At 58.7% G+C, this 19,271-nt stretch carries 13 protein-coding genes and 1 other RNA gene; 5 read left to right on the forward strand and 9 right to left on the reverse strand.

The window, feature by feature from the left end:
* Positions 1–22: 22 nt before the first annotated feature.
* Both ACFQDI_RS14565 and ACFQDI_RS14570 read right to left on the reverse strand, forming a co-directional pair.
* Positions 23–2,356 carry a sialidase family protein gene (locus ACFQDI_RS14565; RefSeq protein WP_377167985.1) on the reverse strand — a complete coding sequence of 778 codons (2,334 nt, stop codon included), beginning with the start codon at positions 2,354–2,356 and terminating at the stop codon, positions 23–25.
* A gap of 83 nt (positions 2,357–2,439) precedes the next feature.
* On the reverse strand, positions 2,440–3,663 hold the full coding sequence (locus tag ACFQDI_RS14570; RefSeq protein ID WP_377167987.1) for a metallophosphoesterase family protein: 1,224 nt from the start codon (positions 3,661–3,663) through the stop codon (positions 2,440–2,442).
* A gap of 66 nt (positions 3,664–3,729) precedes the next feature.
* Here ACFQDI_RS14570 and ssrS point away from each other — a divergent pair.
* A non-coding RNA gene (gene ssrS / locus ACFQDI_RS14575) (6S RNA) lies at positions 3,730–3,910 on the forward strand.
* A 57-nt stretch (positions 3,911–3,967) separates the two neighbouring features.
* Here ssrS and ACFQDI_RS14580 read toward each other — a convergent pair.
* From ACFQDI_RS14580 to ACFQDI_RS14600, 5 genes are all read right to left on the reverse strand, one after another.
* Positions 3,968–4,852, reverse strand: a complete 885-nt coding sequence (locus ACFQDI_RS14580; RefSeq protein ID WP_377167989.1) for a polysaccharide deacetylase family protein — start codon at positions 4,850–4,852, stop codon at positions 3,968–3,970.
* A gap of 107 nt (positions 4,853–4,959) precedes the next feature.
* Positions 4,960–5,664: a pseudouridine synthase gene (locus tag ACFQDI_RS14585; RefSeq protein ID WP_377167991.1), complete on the reverse strand. Its 705-nt coding sequence runs from the start codon at positions 5,662–5,664 to the stop codon at positions 4,960–4,962.
* A 33-nt stretch (positions 5,665–5,697) separates the two neighbouring features.
* Positions 5,698–6,024: a hypothetical protein gene (locus ACFQDI_RS14590; protein ID WP_377167993.1), complete on the reverse strand. Its 327-nt coding sequence runs from the start codon at positions 6,022–6,024 to the stop codon at positions 5,698–5,700.
* A gap of 27 nt (positions 6,025–6,051) precedes the next feature.
* Entirely contained in the window at positions 6,052–7,542 is a 1,491-nt protein-coding gene (locus tag ACFQDI_RS14595) for an Hsp70 family protein (RefSeq protein WP_377167995.1), read from the reverse strand.
* A 33-nt stretch (positions 7,543–7,575) separates the two neighbouring features.
* Positions 7,576–12,984 (reverse strand): FHA domain-containing protein, encoded by a 5,409-nt coding sequence (locus ACFQDI_RS14600; RefSeq protein ID WP_377167997.1) that lies wholly within the window; start codon positions 12,982–12,984, stop codon positions 7,576–7,578.
* 155 nt (positions 12,985–13,139) lie between these two features.
* Here ACFQDI_RS14600 and ACFQDI_RS14605 point away from each other — a divergent pair, with 155 nt between their 5' ends.
* Positions 13,140–13,955 carry a hypothetical protein gene (locus ACFQDI_RS14605; protein ID WP_377167999.1) on the forward strand — a complete coding sequence of 272 codons (816 nt, stop codon included), beginning with the start codon at positions 13,140–13,142 and terminating at the stop codon, positions 13,953–13,955.
* A 6-nt stretch (positions 13,956–13,961) separates the two neighbouring features.
* Here the strand turns inward: ACFQDI_RS14605 and ACFQDI_RS14610 are convergent, their stop codons facing one another.
* Positions 13,962–14,711 (reverse strand): FHA domain-containing protein, encoded by a 750-nt coding sequence (locus tag ACFQDI_RS14610; RefSeq protein ID WP_377168001.1) that lies wholly within the window; start codon positions 14,709–14,711, stop codon positions 13,962–13,964.
* A gap of 46 nt (positions 14,712–14,757) precedes the next feature.
* Between ACFQDI_RS14610 and ACFQDI_RS14615 the strand changes: the two genes are divergently transcribed.
* Positions 14,758–15,222: a hypothetical protein gene (locus ACFQDI_RS14615; RefSeq protein WP_377168003.1), complete on the forward strand. Its 465-nt coding sequence runs from the start codon at positions 14,758–14,760 to the stop codon at positions 15,220–15,222.
* Here the strand turns inward: ACFQDI_RS14615 and ACFQDI_RS14620 are convergent, their stop codons facing one another.
* Positions 15,223–16,230, reverse strand: a complete 1,008-nt coding sequence (locus ACFQDI_RS14620) for a metallophosphoesterase (protein WP_377168005.1) — start codon at positions 16,228–16,230, stop codon at positions 15,223–15,225.
* 42 nt (positions 16,231–16,272) lie between these two features.
* Between ACFQDI_RS14620 and ACFQDI_RS14625 the strand changes: the two genes are divergently transcribed.
* Positions 16,273–17,187: an FAD:protein FMN transferase gene (locus ACFQDI_RS14625; protein ID WP_377168007.1), complete on the forward strand. Its 915-nt coding sequence runs from the start codon at positions 16,273–16,275 to the stop codon at positions 17,185–17,187.
* 62 nt (positions 17,188–17,249) lie between these two features.
* Entirely contained in the window at positions 17,250–19,265 is a 2,016-nt protein-coding gene (locus ACFQDI_RS14630) for an ATP-dependent DNA helicase (RefSeq protein ID WP_377168009.1), read from the forward strand.
* Positions 19,266–19,271 lie beyond the last annotated feature (6 nt).

The following is a 19,271-nucleotide window of genomic DNA, read 5'->3' on the forward strand; positions in this document are numbered from 1 at the left end:
CTCTGCATCCTGCCTACCGCCGCTACTTCAGCGGCGGCAGCTTGGCACTGTAATGCACCGCACGGTGGCGGTTATCATCAAAGGCAAAGTGCAGCCACTGCTTGTCCTGGCTCACAAAGCCGTCCGGGTAGTTCATGCGCCCCTTTGGCCCGTCCACGGACTCCTGCTGCAGCACTCGCTGGTAGGGCCAGGTCTTCATCCCGTCAAAGCTGATCCAAAGCGCCATCGGGCTGCGGTGCTTGCTGTTGGGATTGTGCAGGATCGCCACGGTATCTCCGCCCAGATTGTAGAGCGTGGTCTTGCTGCCCGGATTCGGGATCGGCGTGATGCTCGCAAATTCCGGCCACGTCAGGCCGCCATCCTTGCTCTCCGCCTTGTAGAGCATGCCACCCAGCCCATCCCCGCGGATCACCATCGTGATACGCCCATCCGGATGCTCAAAGAGGTCATTCTCCGCCCAGCCAAAGTAGCGGCTGTTGGGCGTCAGGCGGATGTTGCCATGCTCGCTCCAGGTCTTGCCGCCATCCTTGCTGATCAGCACCCCGTTGCGCGGATTGGTGAAGTCGCGCTCCAGCGGCGGGCGGTCCTGCTGGTCATCCGGGCCGATGTAGTGCTGGAAGGGAATCATGATGCGGCCGTCTTTGCAGACGATGTGCTTGCGGATGAACGTGCGCTCTTTCAGACGCCCTGGCACTTCATACGGCTTGCTCCAGGTCTTGAACGAATCATCGCTGGTGAGAAACCACGAGCGCCAGTCGTTGGCCCAGTGCTTGGAATGCGTGGAGAAAAACAGCGTGCTGCGCTGTCCCAAAATCATGAGCTCTGTCGGGCCCTGACCGATGGTCTTGCCTTCACGGGGGAAGCCCACGTCAAAACGCTCCAGCGGCGTCCAAGTCTTGCCCATGTCATGGCTGCGGGTCACGCCGGTGTAGTTCAGCGGACTCGGCTCTGTATCGCCACCGGCCAGTATGAAGAGAATCCAGGAGCCGTCCGGCAGCTCGCGCAGTGTGGTGTCGCAAACCATCTTGTTTGGAGTCACCCCATCGTATGGAATGCTCTTGAAGTCCTGCTTCGCATCCTCAAGCGCCTGCACGGCCCACTTCGGATCCGGCGTGATAGCCTTCGGCAGCTTCGGTGCCAGCGCCTTGTTCACCAGATCCTTGCCCACCTTGGACCGGCGTTTGATCTCCTCCGGGTCCATCGTCAGCTTGCCAATCTCCGCCTGCTTCTGCATGTCCTCCTCGGTGAATTTAACGTGCAGGATCTCCGCATCGCTGTGCCGGTTCCAATCATAGAGAATGTGGATGTCCCCATTCGGTGCCTGAAAGCCATCTGGATAGGACACCTCGCTGCGGTCATCGATCAGGTAACCCTTTCCCCAGGTCTTCCCATCATCGTCGGAAAGAAAAGCCTTCAAGTTCGAGCGGCGCGGCAGCCTCACATTGATGGGTCCGTTCTTCACGAGGATTAGTTTCCCCGATGCCAGACGGCGGATGAAAAACCGCGCGCTGCAGTTCTGGATCGCAGACGGCTGTGGCTCGCTCCATGTCGCACCTTTGTCACCAGAGACACTCTCGCTGATCCCGTCTTTCGTCCGCGCCAGCATCCACAGGCTGCCGTCCTTGCGCTCCACGATCATGTGCTCGTCGAAGTCCGTGCCTGGAAACGCCACCCCACCGCGCCGTGTCCAAGTCTTCCCCTGGTCCGTGCTGGCAAACACATTCGCCATGCGGATCACATCCAGGTCTTTGTGCGCTTCTTTGTCCACGCCGGGGCCGTGCATGCGGTCGCGTGTCCAAAGAGAAACGGGCAGCAGCCAGTCGCCATTGCTCAGCACCGTGGGCTTGTTCAGCGTGCAGCCGTCCGCAAAGCGCACCGGCGCAGTCCATTTCGGCTCCGCAGCATCAGGATCGTCGCAGCGGATGTACCAGTCGCCGCCACGTCCGTCAAAGTAGCCGAGGCTCTGGTCAAAGAAGCACCACAGGCGGCCCAGCGGATCGGTCCACAGATTGCCCACCAACGCACGGCGCTCATACTTCACCCCGTTCAGCTCACCATCCTGTGGATCGATCACCACCCGCGGTTTGCTCCATGTTTTGCCGTCGTCATCACTCGTCGCCAGCATGAAGAACCCGTTCGGCGAATCCCCGTTTCCCACCCACGCCGCCCACAGCCGCCCTTTGGGCGTGCGGTCCAGGCCAATGATCATGTTCCCCGGGCGCTTCTCCGCATCATACTCCGGCCCCGGCTGCATGTTGATGACCGGCGCCTCAAGCGCAAGGTCCAGCAGGGCTTTGTTGTCCTGAGCGACGGCAGTCGCAACGAGCAGTGAGAGAAGCAGGAGCGTGAGTTTCATGGTTGGATGTGCTTACCAAAACGCCTGCTAGCCCCCTCTTCACAGCTCCAGGCTTGCAAATCACGGTGTTATGTTAACACCCATTACTTTGCAGGATAGCTCTGCTCATCCAGCATCTTGCCAGCCAGGCTCTTGATCTGGATCTTCATCGCCGCGTTTGGTTTGAAACTCAGCAACACATAGCTGTGCTCACTGGCAAAGAAGGCCGACTTCGGATCAGGATAACGATCCCCGTTTCCTTTCAGCGCCGTATTGTAATACGGAAAACCGTCCACCACCGCCCGCTCTGCAAAATAGCCAAATCCGGTGATGACAGCAGAGCCCTGCTGAAACAAGCGTCCCCATTCCCCCTGGAGCTGGCCTCTCATGGTCGCGTTGCGCTCATTCTGCAGTGTGACCGTATGCCCCGCGTGCGCAGGCTCCATCTGCTTCCGATACCACGCCAGCTGCTCTGAGCCCTCGTCAAACGGATGCCCCGTCTGCCAGGTCGTTCCCATGTCCTGGATATGCTCGAGGTCCAGCGCGACAAACCGTGCGGCAAAATCTGGAAAGCTGAGCACCCAGTTCCACTCATTTCCTGGCAGCGCAAAAAACTCACGATACGCAGCCGCCTCCACATCATACACCGCCTCGGACGGCGGTTTTGGCCCCCGCGAACGGATCTCGCGGTCATGGTTCCCCAGGATCGGCATGAAAGGCACGCTGCGGAAAAGCTCCGGCTGCGAGTCGATCAAAGCACTGAACGCCTTCGCCCCCTCTTTCCCCTGCTGATGCAGGCTGCTGACATTGTCCCCCGCAGTCATCAGCACATGCACGTCATCCTTGATCAGGGCAGCCAGATCCGGCTGAGCAAAACCCCAGTCTCCCAGCACGGCGATGCGGAGCTCTTTCGATGGCATGCTTTTGAACGTGCAGACCGCAGACGCCTCCCCTCCCGAGCGCACCTGGTAGTGATACACTGCATCCTTCTGCGGAATCGGGATCTCCACATGATGCAGTGTGACTTTTTCCTCTTTTGAAATCCTGCCGCCCAGCGCCGCGCTGACACCAAAAAGCACCACGGAATCACCCGGCTGTGCGGTTTCCCAGTTCACCGTCACATGGCTCGGCTCAGCACGCTGAAAGCTCAGCCACAGGCGCTGAATGTTGGAAGCAGCAACGGCATCCGCCGTGCACACGAGAAGAAAAAGACAAAGAAACCGGGTCATGATGGTGGGGATGAACAAACGCCCTCCGCAGGCAAATTTCTCCCACAAAGGCTCTATGACACCGGCCTTGATCCAGACCATGTCCGGGAGTAATCTCAAGCATCTAGGTTACGGTTCATGCAGCCGTGTCCTGCTCTTTGAAATTTGCCGCCTTGGTGGCATTTGAATTTCCTGCAGTGTTCGTTTTCGAGCTTTGCGGCCCGGCCCGATTAATCTAACCCGGGGGCTACGCGCTGAGGTGACATGTCATGCCTTTACTGGAAGACAGAGCCTCATAACGCGGGTCCCCACCTGGACTCATGGGATACGTGAGCCCTTTGCACCGGACGGCACAGGTGGGTCTGAAAGCGTCCCGGCTCCGCCCGGGGCGCTTTCCTTTTTTAGGCACAAGCCTGCGCCCACATCACGCGCTAGGCTTTTTCTCCGGCAGGGGCTTCGGGTCTTTGTCACCCACAGGCTCCGCAGGGCGTACAATCACCCCCACGGGCATCGAAGCTTTCTCCATGTTCAGAAGCTGGCTTACCGTGACGAATTGATATCCTTTGGCCAGCAGCTGGTCGAACATTGCAGGCATGGCCGTGATGGTGGGCGGATGAATGTCATGAGAGAGCATGATGGCTCCCGGATGCGCCCCATTAACCAGACGGCTGGTCACTGCAGCCACACCCGGACGGCGCCAGTCCTGAGGATCAACGGACCACATGATGGTGGAGTAGCCAAACTCGGTAAACATCAGATTTTTGATGCGTGTATTGATGGCTCCGTAAGGAGGGCGCACCAGATGCGGGCGCACTCCGGCCACCTCGAAAACAGCGTCCTCGGATTTTTTCAGCTCAGTGCGGATCTGATCGTCTGAGCGGCTGGTCAGGCTGCAGTGAGTCCAGGTGTGATTACCAATCTCATGCCCCTCCGCTATGATACGGCGCACGATATCAGGATACATCTTCACCTGCTGACCAATGAGGAAAAAGGTGCATTTGATGTTCCTCTCCTTGAGCAAGTCGAGAAGTTTGGGAGTCAGGCTAGGATGCGGGCCGTCATCAAAAGTCATCGCAAGGGTCTTTTGCTCTATTTTGACGGAGGAATAAGACAGACGGGCGCCCGCAGGCGGCACCACAGGCATGGATGAGGGATTGTTCAGCCTCTTCACAAGCGGATTTTCCTTCTCTTCGAGTGGCAGCGCTTTACGCGCCTCTTCCAAGGCGAGCTTTTCCGGCTTTGCAGCCTTTTGGGTTGTACAGCCCGACTGGGCTGCCAACATGATGCCAAACCAAATGCTAAGGTACATGCGTGGGGGGATCACAAGGAGAAGAGATTAAGGGGTGAAATTCATCTGCGAAAGCTGGATTTTTTGAAAAACAAAACAACTGCCAGAATCCCGTTCTGGCTTAGCACTCAACCGGCATCTGCTGCGGCATCCACCTCATCATGCGTCAACTCCCGCCATGCCCCCGGTGGCAGATCGGGGGGCAAAACCAGCGTGCCTATGCGCTCCCGATGCAGCCGTACGACACGATTGCCAACTCTGTGAAACATGCGCTTCACCTGATGGTAGCGCCCTTCATGCAGTGTGAGACGCGCCTGTCGCTCGTCTAAAATGACGAGTTCCGCAGGCAGCGTGGTGATGTCCTCGGTATGGAAATAAAAACCGTGTGCAAAAGCCGCCACCGCAGCCGGGGATATCGGATCAAGGGTTTCCACCAGATAGACCTTGGGCACTTTCTCCTCTGCAGTCATCAGCCGTTTTGACCAGCGACCGTCGTTTGTCAGCAGAACCAAACCCGAGGTGCTGCGGTCCAGCCGCCCGGCAATGTGCAGCGTGTGTTTGTCGGGATCATCTATCAAATCCAACACGGTGCGATGCTCGTCATCCTTCGTGGCGCTGAGAATGCCCACGGGCTTGTGCATCATGAGATGGAGCACACGCTCGGGGGCCTGGATGACAGCATCGTCCAGTTCGACCCGGGTGAAGCGGTCCACCGGGCAATGCCCATCTGTCACACGGACTCCGTTAACCCTTACCCGTCCGGCGGCGATGGCACGATGCGCCGCCTGGCGCCCCATGGACAGATGGCTTGCGATGCGGCGATCCAGCTTCATGCCCTCAATCCATCCAGGAGGTGAACGAAAGGCTCAAATCTCGCCGAAGTGCTTCTCACGCATCTGCACAATGGCATCAAGCATCTGATCTGCCTCGCCACGCAGTTTGGCATCAAGGCTGGAGGCGCTGCGGTTGTAACGACGGAAGAGCATCTTCAGCCGGGCCTTGATTTCCTCTTTGGGCATCTTGGGCGTGATGCCGCAGAGCTCTTCCGGGCTTTTGGGTGGCAGAGCTTTGCCGGTCACGGGAGCCCCCTTGTTGACCTTGTCAAGCAGGCTGGCCTCTTTGGCCACAGGCTTGGCTTCAACAGACTTGCTGCCCCCCAGGGATTTGGAGAGAGATTTAAGGATCTTGAACATGGCGTTGGGTTCCTTCAGTGCTGGTGGTTACTCGATGCGCATACTGCGAAGATGATGACTGCGGCGTTTCAGCTCTTCCTCAGAGAGAACACCCGCGCCTCTGTAGGTCACGGCGACTTCCTTGCTGCGGCCGGACTGCTTGTCCACCACCAGGGCGCGCACGCGCTGGTTCTCATCGTAGCTGAAGGTCACGGCCACTTCGCAGCCCTTCGGGCGGTTCGGCGGCACTTCCAGTGTCAGACGGCCGATGACATCGACAAACTTCGCGTCTTCATCCTCTCCCTGCGTGATGTCCACCTCGATCACCCGCTCGTTGTCCTCCGAGGTCTGATAAACCTGGGTGCGCGAGCAGGGAATGGGAGTGTTCTTGGGGATGACAATGGAGTTCATGAGCTTCTCCTCTTTTGTCTTCGCATTGTAAACCATCGCCAGGGTGCCATAGCTCGCATTGCACACCTCCTGAATGCGTGCCGATTTTTTGGCAAAAAGCGCAGCCCCCAAGGCAACACACTCATCAACGTTGCCGCATGATTTGGGGGTCTTGCCAAACATCTTCTCGAGCATGGATTTCACCTTGGGAATGCGCGTCGAACCGCCCACCAGCACGACGTGGTCAATGTCGGAGGTCTTCAGCTTCGCGGAGTCCAGCGCCTGCTCCACCAGGAAGATGGAGCGGGTAAGCATGTGGCGGATCATCTTCTCGAAATGGTCACGGCTCAGGTCGATGCGGGCAATGCCGCTGTTCTGGTCGTTGGCCACGGTGTCGTTCACACGCTGGAGCTTGGAGAGCATTTTTTTCGCGTCCTCCGTGGCCTGCAGGACGCGGCGGCGGTGCCGCTCGTCACTGTAGAGCGCAGCACCTGTCTGCTTCTTGTACTGCTCCTCATAGGCCGCCAGCAGGATGTCGTCAAAGTTGCTTCCACCGAGATGTCTTGCCCCCTCGGAGGTCAGGATCTTGATGTTGTCCCCCTCAACCTCCAGAATGGTTGTGTCCAGCGTGCCGCCGCCCAGGTCAAACACCAGAATGCGGCCTTTCACCCCCTGGGAGTGCGCGTAATAGACCGCCGCCGCCGTCGGCTCGTTCACCAGGCGCTTCACCTTCATGCCGGCCATCTCAGCAGCTGCAATGGTGCTCTTGCGCGCCAGCTCGTTGAAGTTCGCCGGCACGGTGATCACCACCTCATTGATATCTCCGCAGATCTTGGAGCAGTCGCGCTTCAGCTTGGAAAGAATCAACGCCGATATCTCTGCAGGCGTCCACTTCTTGCCGTCGATTTCCACCAGATGCTCGGGGTCGTCCATGTGGCGTTTGATCTGGAAAATGGTGCGGTCAGGCTCACCACCGTCGCGGGCCGCGCTGCCGACGAGCTTCACATCCTCATGCGAATCAAAGAACACCACGGAATGGGTCAGGCGCTCGCCATCCGCATTTGGCACGATTTCAGGATTGCCATCAGGTTTGAGGTAGGCCAGCCCCGAAAGGGTGGTGCCAAGGTCGATTCCAACGTATTGAGCCATAACAATGAGTGTAAAAGGGTTCCAGAAGGCGGGCTACTGGCTGGAGGTTCGGACCTCCACTTTCCGCAGGATAATCTCGTGTCCTTCGCCACGCGAGAAGATAAAACCAGAGCGGCAGCTTTCGGTGACGCGCGGCTTGGATTTGCCCGGCAGTGAATCTACCACGGCGATTCGTTTGCGCAGTTCAATGTCCACTTCGGTGCCGGGGGACACATCAAATTCGGTCACACCATGCTGGTGCAAAATGTCCTCAAATGAGGCACGCAGAGTCAAAAGCTGCTGCGGCACATCGCTGCCGTTTGACGCGACATAGCGGGCCACCAGTGCGTCGATCAGATCGATGCGCTTGATGATGTCGTTGGCAAACATGACCACCGTGCTCTCCTCCGTCGGCAGCCCCCGGCGCATGATTTCATGTTTTTCCTCCAGCTCGACGAGCTGGCCTCGCAGACGTTTTTCGATCTCCTGCCAGTGCTTCAGCTGGGCCTCCGCCTGGGCAAATTCTTGTTTTTTGCCTTCCAGCCGGACCAGTTCAGCCTTTGTTTCGTCAATCTGGCCCGCAGCACGCTGGTGTGTGGCACCGAGGTCGGTGATGCGCTTTTCCAGTTCGGCAATACGCTTCTTCTGCTCCAGTTCATAGTTCTGCAAAACTGCAGCCTGCTTCTGGATATCGGCACTGAATCTCTTGAATTCGGACTCGGCAGCCTCACGATCCTTGCGCGCCTGCTCAGCGCGCGAAGCTTCGCGGTTTAGCGCCTCCTGGGCGGCGTTGAGCTTGATCTGAATCGCCAAATCTTCCTCCGAAGCACTGCGCAAGGACTTGTTGATCTCCGTCTGGCGGGATTCCAGCCCCGCAAGTGCCTGGCCCAGCCCCAGAACCCTGCCACCGACGTTAAGATACTCACTCAGCTCGGTCTTCCGCGCATCGATCTTGGTTTGCAGCTCCTTGTGAGACTGGTCAGCCTCTGCCAGCTCAAGTTTTTGGGTCTCCATGACCTTGAGCAGCCGTTCCTCATCTGCCTTGAGGTTCTGCACCCGGTCGAGACGCTGTCGCAGCTCTCCCTCGATCGCAGCTGCATCTTTCTTTGCGGCGTCGGATCTCAGCCTTGCGTCCTTGACCTCTTTTTCCAGTTCACCGAGCTGCAACTCCGCAGCACGAGACTGCTCCTGCGCTGACTTCAGGCGTGCGGATTCCCTGTCCACTTCCGCCTGTGCCTTCATCACCCGTTCTTCCCTGACTTTATGGGCCTCTTCCAGCTGGGTAATCTGCTGCTGCAACTCGGACAGCTTTTTGTTCTGGCCGTCAGTGGTGACGTTCAGGCGCGTAACGAACTGAGAAGCCTCCTCTCGCTCCTTGGTGACACTTACCAACTGCGCCTGGATGCCAGCGAGTTCGGTGGTCAGCGCTGGAATTTGTTTTCTCAGGTTCTTTTCTTCCGCACGTGCCTTCTCTGCAGCGGCATCTGCCTCTGCGCGTTTTTGTTCGGCCGCCTGCTGAGCGGCTGCGGCCTTTTCCACACGTTTCTCAGCGTCCGCAGCCCTGGTTTCATTGGTTTTGACAGCCTTGGTCAGCTCCAAGAGCCTCGCATTTTCCGTCTTCAATGATGCCTCGAGAGCAGCGCACTCCTTCTTCAGCCTGTCCTGATTGCGGGTCAGTTCCGCCAAGGTTCTTTCTTCCGCCTGCCGCTGCGCTTCGGTGTCTTTGAGAGTCTTGGAGGCTGTGATGATGCGTTCATCCACCCCGGCCAGCTCAGCCAGCCTCTTCTCAGCAGATGCGATCCGCTCCTGCACGCCTTTGAGCCGTGTTTCAGCAGCGTTCACCTCCGCGAGCTTGGACTTAGTCTCGGCTTCAAGGTTGGCGCGTCTGTCACCCAGTATCTTGTCGAGATTGGCCATTTCAACGCGCAGAGCCTCAACGGAGGCATCGGCAGCCTTGCGCTGTTCAACTGATTCCTTCAGCGTAGCTGCGGCTGCATCACGTTCCTTGATCAGGGCCGCAAGCTCTGCCTTCAAATTGTCTGCCTCGGCACGGGTCTGCGTCACATGGCCTCGAAGATCTGGCAGCACCGATTCGAGCTCGGCCCTTTCCTTGGTGATGCGCTGTGTTTCAGATTGAAGCTTGTCTCTTTCCTGCGTGGCGAGAGCAATCGCAGCATTGAGCTCGGCGTTCTGCCTGTTCGCAGTCGCCAGCTCTTTCAGGCGGTCTTCGAGACCCGCAGTCTGCTGCGTGAGCTCGGCCACGCGGGTTTCGGCAGCAGCAATTTCTTTCTGCCGTCCGATCAGACGGTCTTGCAGATTTTGATGGTCCGTTTCCGCTGCGGACAGCTTTTGCTGAGTGCTGGCGTGGGCCGTCGTGAGCGTGGCGATGGCAGCCTCCAACCCGCTGATTTTTTCCACCAGCATGAGGTGCTGCTGCGAGCTTTTCTCAGCGGCGGCTGCGGCAGAGGCAGCCTCTTTTTTCCTTTCGATGGCGGAGGCAGCCGATTGCTCGAGATCTTTATTGGCAAGTGCCAGCTGCTCAGCGACCTTGCTGTGCTCTGCCTGCAGAGTTTTAAACTGCTGCTCGGCAGAGGCTGCGGTTTCTTCGAGATTTTTGGTGCGCTGCTCTGCCGCCGCCAGCCTGGACTCGCGCTCCTTGAGTTCGGCTTCGGCCGCCCGCACCTGCTCGCGAAGCCGGCCCATGGACTGGGAGAGTTCGGCCTGCTGCTCCTCGATGAGGCGCACCTCCTTTTCTAAATTCTCCCGACGCTGGATGAGCGTCTGTGTGAGCAGCGCCTGAGCACGCCCGTGCTCCGTGGCGGCGAGCAGCTCACGAGTGCGTTCATCGCGATCTTTTACCAAAGCCGCGACAGCTGCCACAACCTCGGCCTTGTGCGATTCGACCGCCTTCAGTGCATCCGTGGTGTCTTTGAGCTTCGAATCCGTCGAGGCAAGATCGTCGAGCTTGTTGGTGATATCCGCCGCCTTGTCTTCAAGCCCCTTCACCTGCGCCTGCAACTCGCCAAGACGTGTTCCGCGTTCAGCGATCTGCGCATCAAGGTCGCCCTTGCGTTTCTCTGCCTCCAGTCTCTGTGCTTCATCCAGCTTTCGCGTGTCCCTGGCCTGCCGGTCAATGTCTGCTAGTTTTGCCAGCGCCTCCTTCTCCTGGCTGGCAAAGCCGGCTTCCGCTTCCGACTTCCTGGCATTCAGAATCGTGAGCTGCTGCTCAGCGGCAAGATGCTGCTGCTCAAGCTCGGACAACCGGGCACGAACATCCTTCATGCGCTGTTCGGCGCTGCTGGCATCAGCCTCATGGGACTGCTGCCTGCCAAGCAGAGCGCTGATGGCGGTGTCCAGCAAGCCTCGCTGGCTTTCCATCTGCGCCAGGGTCTGTGTCAGTGCATTGAGGCGGTCTTCATTGCCGCGCAGCCCGCTGACTCTCGCGATGATGGCCTTCTCCTCGCCACCCAGCTGTGCGATCTGAGTCTGTGCCTGCTGAAGCTGTTGCTCGGCCTTGGCCAGGGCCGCATTGACGGCGTCGGCTTCATTCTGCCTGGCTTCACACTGGGCCTTGAGGTTTGCCAGATCAGCACGCCTGGAGTCCAGCTGCCTGTCGAGATCCTGCAGTTCGGCCCCACGTTTGCTGTGCTGCTCGGCTTCGGATTTTTGTGCATCGGCCTGCAAGAGCGCCAGTCTTCTGACCTCGGCATCCGCTTCACCAATCTGCTTTTGCAAACCGGCCAGCTTTTGCGAGGCGGCGCTCTCATCCTCAGCCAGTTTTGTCACGGTGGCTTCACGAGCTTTTGCATCTTCCGTAGCCAGCCTGAGCACATTTTGCTGTGCCGTAAGATCGCCTTGAGCTTTCGCCAGATCTGTCTGGGTTTTTTTCAGCTCGGCTGTCTGCTTCTCGAACTGCTGATCCAGTCTGTGCAGTTCGCCGCTGCGCTTGATATGCTTCTCTGCTTCGCTTTTGTGCGTATCGGCCTGCAAAGAAACAAGTCGCCGGACTACTGTTTCCGCGCTGCTGACCTGTTCATGAAGCTCGCCGAGTTTTTTTGCCGTGGCCGCTTCATCAGAGATGAGCCTGGCGACAGCGGCTTCACGAGTGGATGCCTCCAAGGCGGTCTTTTGAAGCTGATCTTTATGGTCTGCGAGATCCGTCTGGACCTTCTCCAGCTCCTGCTGAGCTTTCTGCAGTTCGGCACGCCGGTTTTCGAGCTGAACCTCAAGATCTTGAAGCTCGGCAGAGCGTTTCTCCGCAGCAAGCTTAGCCGTGGCACTCTCACGAGCCCTCGCTTCTTCGGCGGTTTTGTCCAAAGCAGCCTGCTGTGAAGTGAGGCTGCCCTGCGCCAGGGCAAGGTCTGCCTGAACTTTTGCCAGTTCCGTCGTCTTGGCCGCGAGCTGGGCATCCAGCGTCTGCAGCTGAGCGCTGCGCTGCACTTCCAGATCAGCTTCTGATTTCTGCGCTGCAGCAAGGAGCTGGTTGATGGACGCCACTTTCTCCTTCGCGGCCGACTCCTCAGCCAGGAGCCTGGCAGTCACGGCTTCACGGTCTTTGCGCTGCTTTTCAGCTTCTGCGTGCAGAGCTTGCAGGCTTTTCTGCGCGGTGCCCAGATCCTCCTCAGCTTTGGTGACAAGCGTGCGGGTTGATTCCAGCTTGCTCTCCAGATTGCCCAGATCACGGCGTCTGGCGTCGAGCTTGCCTGCGTCTGCTTTCGCGTTTTCCACCTGCGTCCGTGCGCTCTGCACCTGGCCCTTCAATTTTTCGAGTTCGCTTTTGAACCCGTTAATCTCGGCCTGGGTCTGGGTGAGTTCTTTGCGTCGGGCTGCGAGCGTGGCCTCCAGAGCGCGGACCTCGCTGCTCATCTCGCCCCCCTCTTTGGAAACCGCCGGTGTGGGCGCATTCGCCGGAGACTCGATCGCGGTTGGCTTTGGGATCAATGCAACTGGAGGCGCACTCCCGCCTGGTGAACGCAGGGCATCGGCGGAGATCCTCTGCACCACAGGCTTGGTGACCTCGATTTTGCCGGTTTCCGCGCTGGTATTTGGAAGCCCGTCCTTGTCTCTTGCTGGGATGCTTTCGGTGTCCCCCTTTTTGCCGTCAGTGCGGCTCGGCTGCCCTTTGGAGGCAGCCACGGACTTGGACCCCCCATCGGAAGCAAGCCCTTTTGGAGCCCGCTCACGAAAGCGGCTTTCCAGCTGGCCGAACATGATCCGGTCACCTCCTTTGACCCGGAAACGCTCCACACGCCTGCCATTGACAAATGTTCCGTTCGACGACTTCAAATCGACGATCTCATAGCCGCCGTCAGGCTGCCGAATAAACTCTGCATGAAAGCTGGAAATGAATGTATTGTCGATGACAATGTCGTTGCTGGCTTCACGTCCGATGGACAGCCGCTCCTCGAGGATGTCGAAGACGAACTCATTTCCATCATTGAGATTGAAGGCCAGATACGGCATGCCGGACGCGCAGAAAGGACTGAAGGGTCTGAAGAATAAGGGTGGAAAATAAGTGAATCAAACTTAATGAAATCAGTCGATAGGGAAGATGCGCGGAGAACCTATTGTTACAAAAACCACTCCGATTGCACAGCATCATTTAAGATTTCTAAAATATGAAAGCCACGCGTTTCATCAAATATTTCAGCGTTCTGGTGCTGGTTTTGAGCAGTTTGGAAGGGTGCGCTGAAGTTCCGGCGACCAGCACGAGCCCGGGCACGCGTCTATCACCAGGTCAAATGGACCGCGTGGGGCAAAGAATCTGGCAAAACGAGTGTGGTGGCACGCTGGCAGGACTGACTAGCTGGAATGGAGGCGAGGGTTTTGCCTCATTAGGAATAGGTCATTTCATTTGGTACCCACAGGGATACAATGATCGTTTTTCCGAAAGTTTTCCACCTTTGATGTCTTTTTTGGAAGCCCGTGGCATAGCCACACCTGCATGGGCACGAGGTGCCTGCCCATGGCCAACCAAGGCGGCCTTCGATGCTGACAGGAATGGGGAACGCCAGAAGGAACTGCGCAAAATTCTCAGCAACACGGTCAGGCAGCAGACGGAATTTATCATCATCCGAATGGAGGCCGCGCTACCCAAGATGCTGGCACAGTCAAAAAAACCAGCGCGCGTGCAACAGGCCTTTGAGGGATTGAAACAAACCCCTGAAGGCACGTTCTGTCTGATCGACTACGTGAATTTCAAAGGCGAAGGCACCAGCCCGACAGAGCGTTACCATAATGAGGGATGGGGCCTGTTGCAGGTCCTGGAAGACATGCCGCAAGCAAAAACAACGTCGCAACTACCCGGGGAGTTTGCTGCTGCCGCCAAGCGTGTGCTCAGCCGCCGGGTTGAAAACGCCCCCCCGGACCGCCGTGAACAGCGCTGGCTCGCCGGCTGGCACAACCGGTGTGACAGCTACAGGCGCCCCCTTTAAAAAACGTTATTCTGCTTTGCGTTCGATTTTAATTTTGGGCATGGAGCCGAAGGCCTTGTCCTTCAAATCTTCAAACAGGTTGCCGTTCATTTCTTTTGAGTGACGCATTGCCAGCCCAACGACAAAGGCGATGACAAACATGCCTGTGACGATGATGCCGGTCATGCAGCCACTTTCGGAGGTGTCCGGGTAGCTGCCGGCGGCAGGTTTGCCATAAGCGCGCCGCACCGGGCTCAAGGGGCGTCCGGCAGGCAACGGCTTGGCCGCTGCAGCAGCAGGGCGTGAGGGATCGGCATTGATGGGCGCTGGCGGCGGCAGGGAACTGGACAGCCGGGGGGCCGCGACTGGCTTTTCTTCGAGCACAGAAGGTGCATCGCCTGCGTAGAAAACGGATTGTACATCCCCAAAACCCACGCGATCACCATCTTTGAGCAGCGCCTCCTCGATCTCCGCACCGTTGACACGGGTGCCATTGCTTGAGCCAAGATCCTGCACATAAACCCCGCTTTCTGACACCTTGATGACCGCGTGCCGCCCCGAAGAAGATGGGCAGGTGAGCACGACATCGTTGTCAGGGTGCCTGCCTATGGTCGTGGCAACATCACTTTCCAACTTGTGAACGAGCGTTGTGCCGTCCTCCATGTAAAAAACTACTGAGGCCATGAATAAGAGAGGGGGGATTGAGGGGAGTAAATATTCGTAAAACCAAGAGGGGCACGAACAACAGCACAGAATCTTGGGATTTTCCTGATGCAACGGCTATGTTCGCGTGTGAGAATGAAATTTCTCCGCCCCCTGTGTCATGCGCACTCCAGCTGCCCCATCCCCCTTTGTCTTCCTTGCCCTCAGCATTTTGATGCTGCTGGCGCCTGCGACCTTTCTGCGGGCGGACGACAATGAAGACGCCGAAAAAGCCGCCAGCGCCCTGGCTTATGACCAGGAAGCCGAAGGCTACAACATCCGCGCCGAGGTCAAAACCTACCTCCTCGAGCCCAAGCTCGGCAAAGCCACCCGCATGCAGCTGTTCAAGGGCAATGAGTATTGCTTTTGCATAGCGACACCCAAAAAATCCGGCGTGTACATCACTGGCGCAGTTCTGGACCTGGAAGGCAAGCCCTCTGGTGACATTTTACCCGTGCTCGACGGCTGGGGCTTTGTGCTTTTCTACAAGCCCAAGAAAACCGGCATGTATATGATCGCAATTCACCAGACAGAGCAGGGCAAGCGGAAGACCGTCCCCTGCGCAATGGTCACCGGCTACAAGTGATCATGCCAGCCTGAAGCTGCCATCAAGCAGCTTTGTCACCGTGTGGAGAGCACCCCCATCCGCAGAGTAATGGGTGAAAGTGAGAGCCTGTGCCGCGATGTGCAGGTGAGTAAACCCATGGACATCCTGGCCAAAGGGCACCTGGTGTTTGCCATCCAGCTTGCGCGTCCTCGCCCCGCCGCCGCCTGAAAGCAGGTGGGTCGTAAAGCGCCCAGCAAGCTCGAGATGCTGCAGGTCATGGTCGTGCCCGCAGAGATACGCATGCACCCGGTGCTTTTGGAAAAGCGGCTCCCATTGGGCAATCAGAGCTTTGGTATCGCCATGATCACCATTGGAATAAAGCGGGTGATGCCCCACCACGATGGTAAACGGAGCGCGTGGCTTGGCCACTTCTGACTGGAGCCAGGCCAGTTGCTCCCTCTCCTCAGCTACCGAGAGAGAGCCTCGCGGCTTTTTTGTTTTTTTGTCCACACCACCTGCGATGGAGCTGAAATTGGTATCAAGGCAGATGAACGTCACCAGCGGACTGGCCGCAGGCCCCAGGTCAAAGCGGTACCACTTGCCCGGCATCTTCCAGCGCACCCCCTGCTGCGCCGCATAGGCCAGCTGCACCTTCTCTCCGCCTGGATTGTCATGGTAGTCGTGATTTCCCAGCACGCTCCACATGGGCCCCGGGAAAACACTCCGGGGGTACATGTTCTCGATGTCGTTCTGCCAGCGAGGGGAGTTCACCGCAAATCCATCTTTGACAGGGCCATAAAAATTATCCCCCAGCAGCAGCAGTCCCTCAGGCTTGATGCCGTTGGCAGTCACGAACTTCTGCATCGCTCCCGCCACCTTGACCTGATCCACACCGCCCGTGCCAAAATCGCCAATCATGAGCATGTGCAATCCCTCTTTGCCCACTTCTGCGGCAGCAGAGTCAGGACGCAGGTTCAGAGCCATCGCGGCAGAGGAACAAAACAGTGTCTGAATGGCGCGGCGGCGGGAAACGGAGGTCAAATTCATCGTGCTGGCTCAAACGATACTCCTCTTCACTTTCTCTCACTCATGCGTTTCGCTTTTCTGCTCCTGCTTCTCTGCGGCTGCTCACGTGAAAGCCCCTCCACAGTGGGGGGGCACACCATGGGCACCACCTGGAGCCTGCGCGTGCATCCCGGTTCGCACCTGCCCGCTGTACAGGATCTCCAGCAGACTCTCGACCGCTGGGAGTCCATTCTCAGCCACTGGCAGCCTGACTCCGCCGTCTCCCGCTTCAATGCCTCCGTCAGCACCGACTGGTTGCCCGTCCCCTCCGAGCTCGTCGAAGTCGTGGAACTCGCACAACGCATCAGCGCCAACACCGGCCACGCTCTCGACATCACCCTCGCCCCACTTATTGACCTCTGGGGCTTCGGCTCCAAGAGCAGGCGCACCACGTATCCGTCATCAGAAGAAATCGCCGCTGCCAAGGCCGTCTCTGGTTGGCAGCACCTCCACACCCGCCACGATCCCCCGGCACTCCGCAAAGACATCCAGGCAATGCGCATCAATGTCAGCGCCGTGGCTGAAGGCTGGGCGCTGGACCACCTGGCACAGCACCTGGGGTCCTTAGGCATGCATGACTTCCTCCTCGAAATCGGCGGCGAAGTCCTCGCCCGGGGCGAGTGGCGCGTCGGCGTTCAAACACCGGCCGCACCGCCCGGAGAGACCGCTCAAACACTGCTGCTCAAAGACCAGTCCATCGCCACCAGCGGCGTGTACCGCCAGCACTTCATGGTCGGCGGCCAGGAATACGCCCACATCCTCGATCCACGCACCGGCAGCCCCATTGCCCACTCCCTCGCCTCCGTCAGTGTCATTCACGCCAGCGCTGCCCTGGCAGACGGCTACGCTACTGCGCTTCTTGTTCTAGGCCCCCTAGAAGGTCGTGCGTTCGCCGAAAAGCTGGGCCTCCAGGTCATCTGGTTCGAGCGTAAAAAATGAGCCTTGTCCTAAAAAGCCCGTTGCCCTGAGCCCGGCGCTCTCTGCTATCACACTCCCCCTGCATGTTTCACGTCGCCGAAGATCACGAAGAAGGAATGACAGGCCGCATCTCGCGGCCCCCTCTCGCGCCGCGCATGCACCATGCTTTCTCCACCGAGGGCAGGATGGCCGCCTCCCCGCAGTTTGAGTACCGCCCGCAGCAGCAGCGCATGGCCGAACTCGTCGGTGCCGCGCTGGATGGCAACCACGCCCTCGTTTGCGAAGCCGCCACCGGCGTCGGCAAATCCCTCGCCTACCTCGTTCCAGCCGTCACCTTTGCCCTGGAGCAAAAGCGCAAGGCCATCATCTGCACCCACACCATCAATCTGCAGGAGCAGCTCATTTCCAAGGACATCCCCATCGTCCGGCAACTGGTGGGCAATTTCCACGCCGAGATCCTCAAAGGCCGCGGCAACTACATCTGCCCCACCCGCCTCAAGCGCGCCCTCAATGAATCCGCCGACCTCTTCTCCACCTCCGAAGCCGGCGAATTGAAGATGCTTCTCGACTGGGTGGCGGAGACCGAGGACGGCACCCTCAGCGATCTCGACTTTACCCCCAGCGCCCGCGTCTGGTCCCTCGTCTGCAGCGAGCCCCACGCCTGCACTCCCCGCCGCTGCCCGCCCGGCAGCCGCTGCTGGTATCAGGACGTCCGACGCCGCATGGAGCAGGCAGATGTCGTCGTGCTCAATCACACGCTCTTCTTCACACTGCTGGCCTCCGCAGACGAAACCACCGCCGAGGACTGCAACTTCCTCTTCCCGCGCGACTTCGTCATCCTCGACGAGGCCCACACTATTGAGAACGTCGCCGCGCGCGCCTTCGGCCTCCACATCAGCGAGTCCAACATCAAGTTCGAGCTCGGCCGCCTTCACAACCCCAAAACCCGCAAGGGCTTCTTCCAGCTGCTCGGCGACAAAGACGGCATTCGCGAAGTTTTGCAGACCCTCGACAACGTGGACACCTTTTTCCGCGAAGCTGAAGCCGCCTGCAAATTCAACGCCCTCGGTCGCGAGTTCCGCGTCCGCGAAGCCGGCCTCATCGAAGACACCCTAAGCCTGCCGCTCCAGCGCCTTTCCCTGCGCGCTCAAAAAGCCGGCGATGCCGTGGACCGCGAAGGCACCAAGCTCGAACTCCTGGACCTCTCCAAACGTCTCACCAGCATCCGCGTCGGCATCAAGGCCTTCCTCGATCAGGAAAACGAAGACCATGTCCATTGGGTCGAGCGCACCAGCCATGAAAACCGCATCGTCTCCTTCCACACCGCCCCTGTGGATGTGGCACCCCGCCTGAAGCAGATTTTCTTCAGCAGCCACAAGGCCTGCGTCTTCACCAGCGCCACCCTCGGAATCGGCGACGACTCGGAGTTGAACTACTTCCGCAACCGCGTCGGCGCCGAGGACGCCCGCGCAGCCTGCATCGAAAGCCCCTTCGATTTCAAAAAGCAGATGAAGCTCTATCTGCTCAAGAAAATGCCGCAGCCCTCCGATCCCGGCTACCTTGAAAAGCTCGAGCACTGGATCACTCATTTCGTCGATCTCAGCAGCGGTCGCGCCTTCATCCTTTTCACCAGCTACAGCCAGATGACCTCGCTGGCCGACAAGCTCGAAGCCCACTGCGACAAGCGCGGCTGGCGTCTGCTCGTCCAAGGCCGCGGCATGCCCCGCCATCAAATGCTCGCCGAGTTCAAAAACGACACCCACAGCGTCCTCTGCGGCACCGACAGCTTCTGGACCGGCGTGGACGTCCCCGGCGAAGCCCTCAGCAACGTCATCATCACCCGCCTGCCTTTCGCCGTGCCGGACCACCCGCTCACTGCCTCGCGCATCGAGCACCTCGAAGCACAGGGCCTCAATCCCTTCACCGAATACAGCGTGCCCGAGGCCATCCTCAAGCTCCGCCAGGGCGTCGGCCGCCTCATCCGCACCGCCACCGACAAAGGCATCTGCGCCATCCTTGACAACCGCATCCTCACCAAGCCCTACGGCCGCGCCTTCCTTGCCTCCCTGCCGGAATGCCCGACGGAGATCATGCAGTAAAACGTG

Origin of the sequence: Prosthecobacter fluviatilis, assembly GCF_042655725.1 — a bacterium.
GTDB lineage: Bacteria > Verrucomicrobiota > Verrucomicrobiia > Verrucomicrobiales > Verrucomicrobiaceae > Prosthecobacter > Prosthecobacter fluviatilis.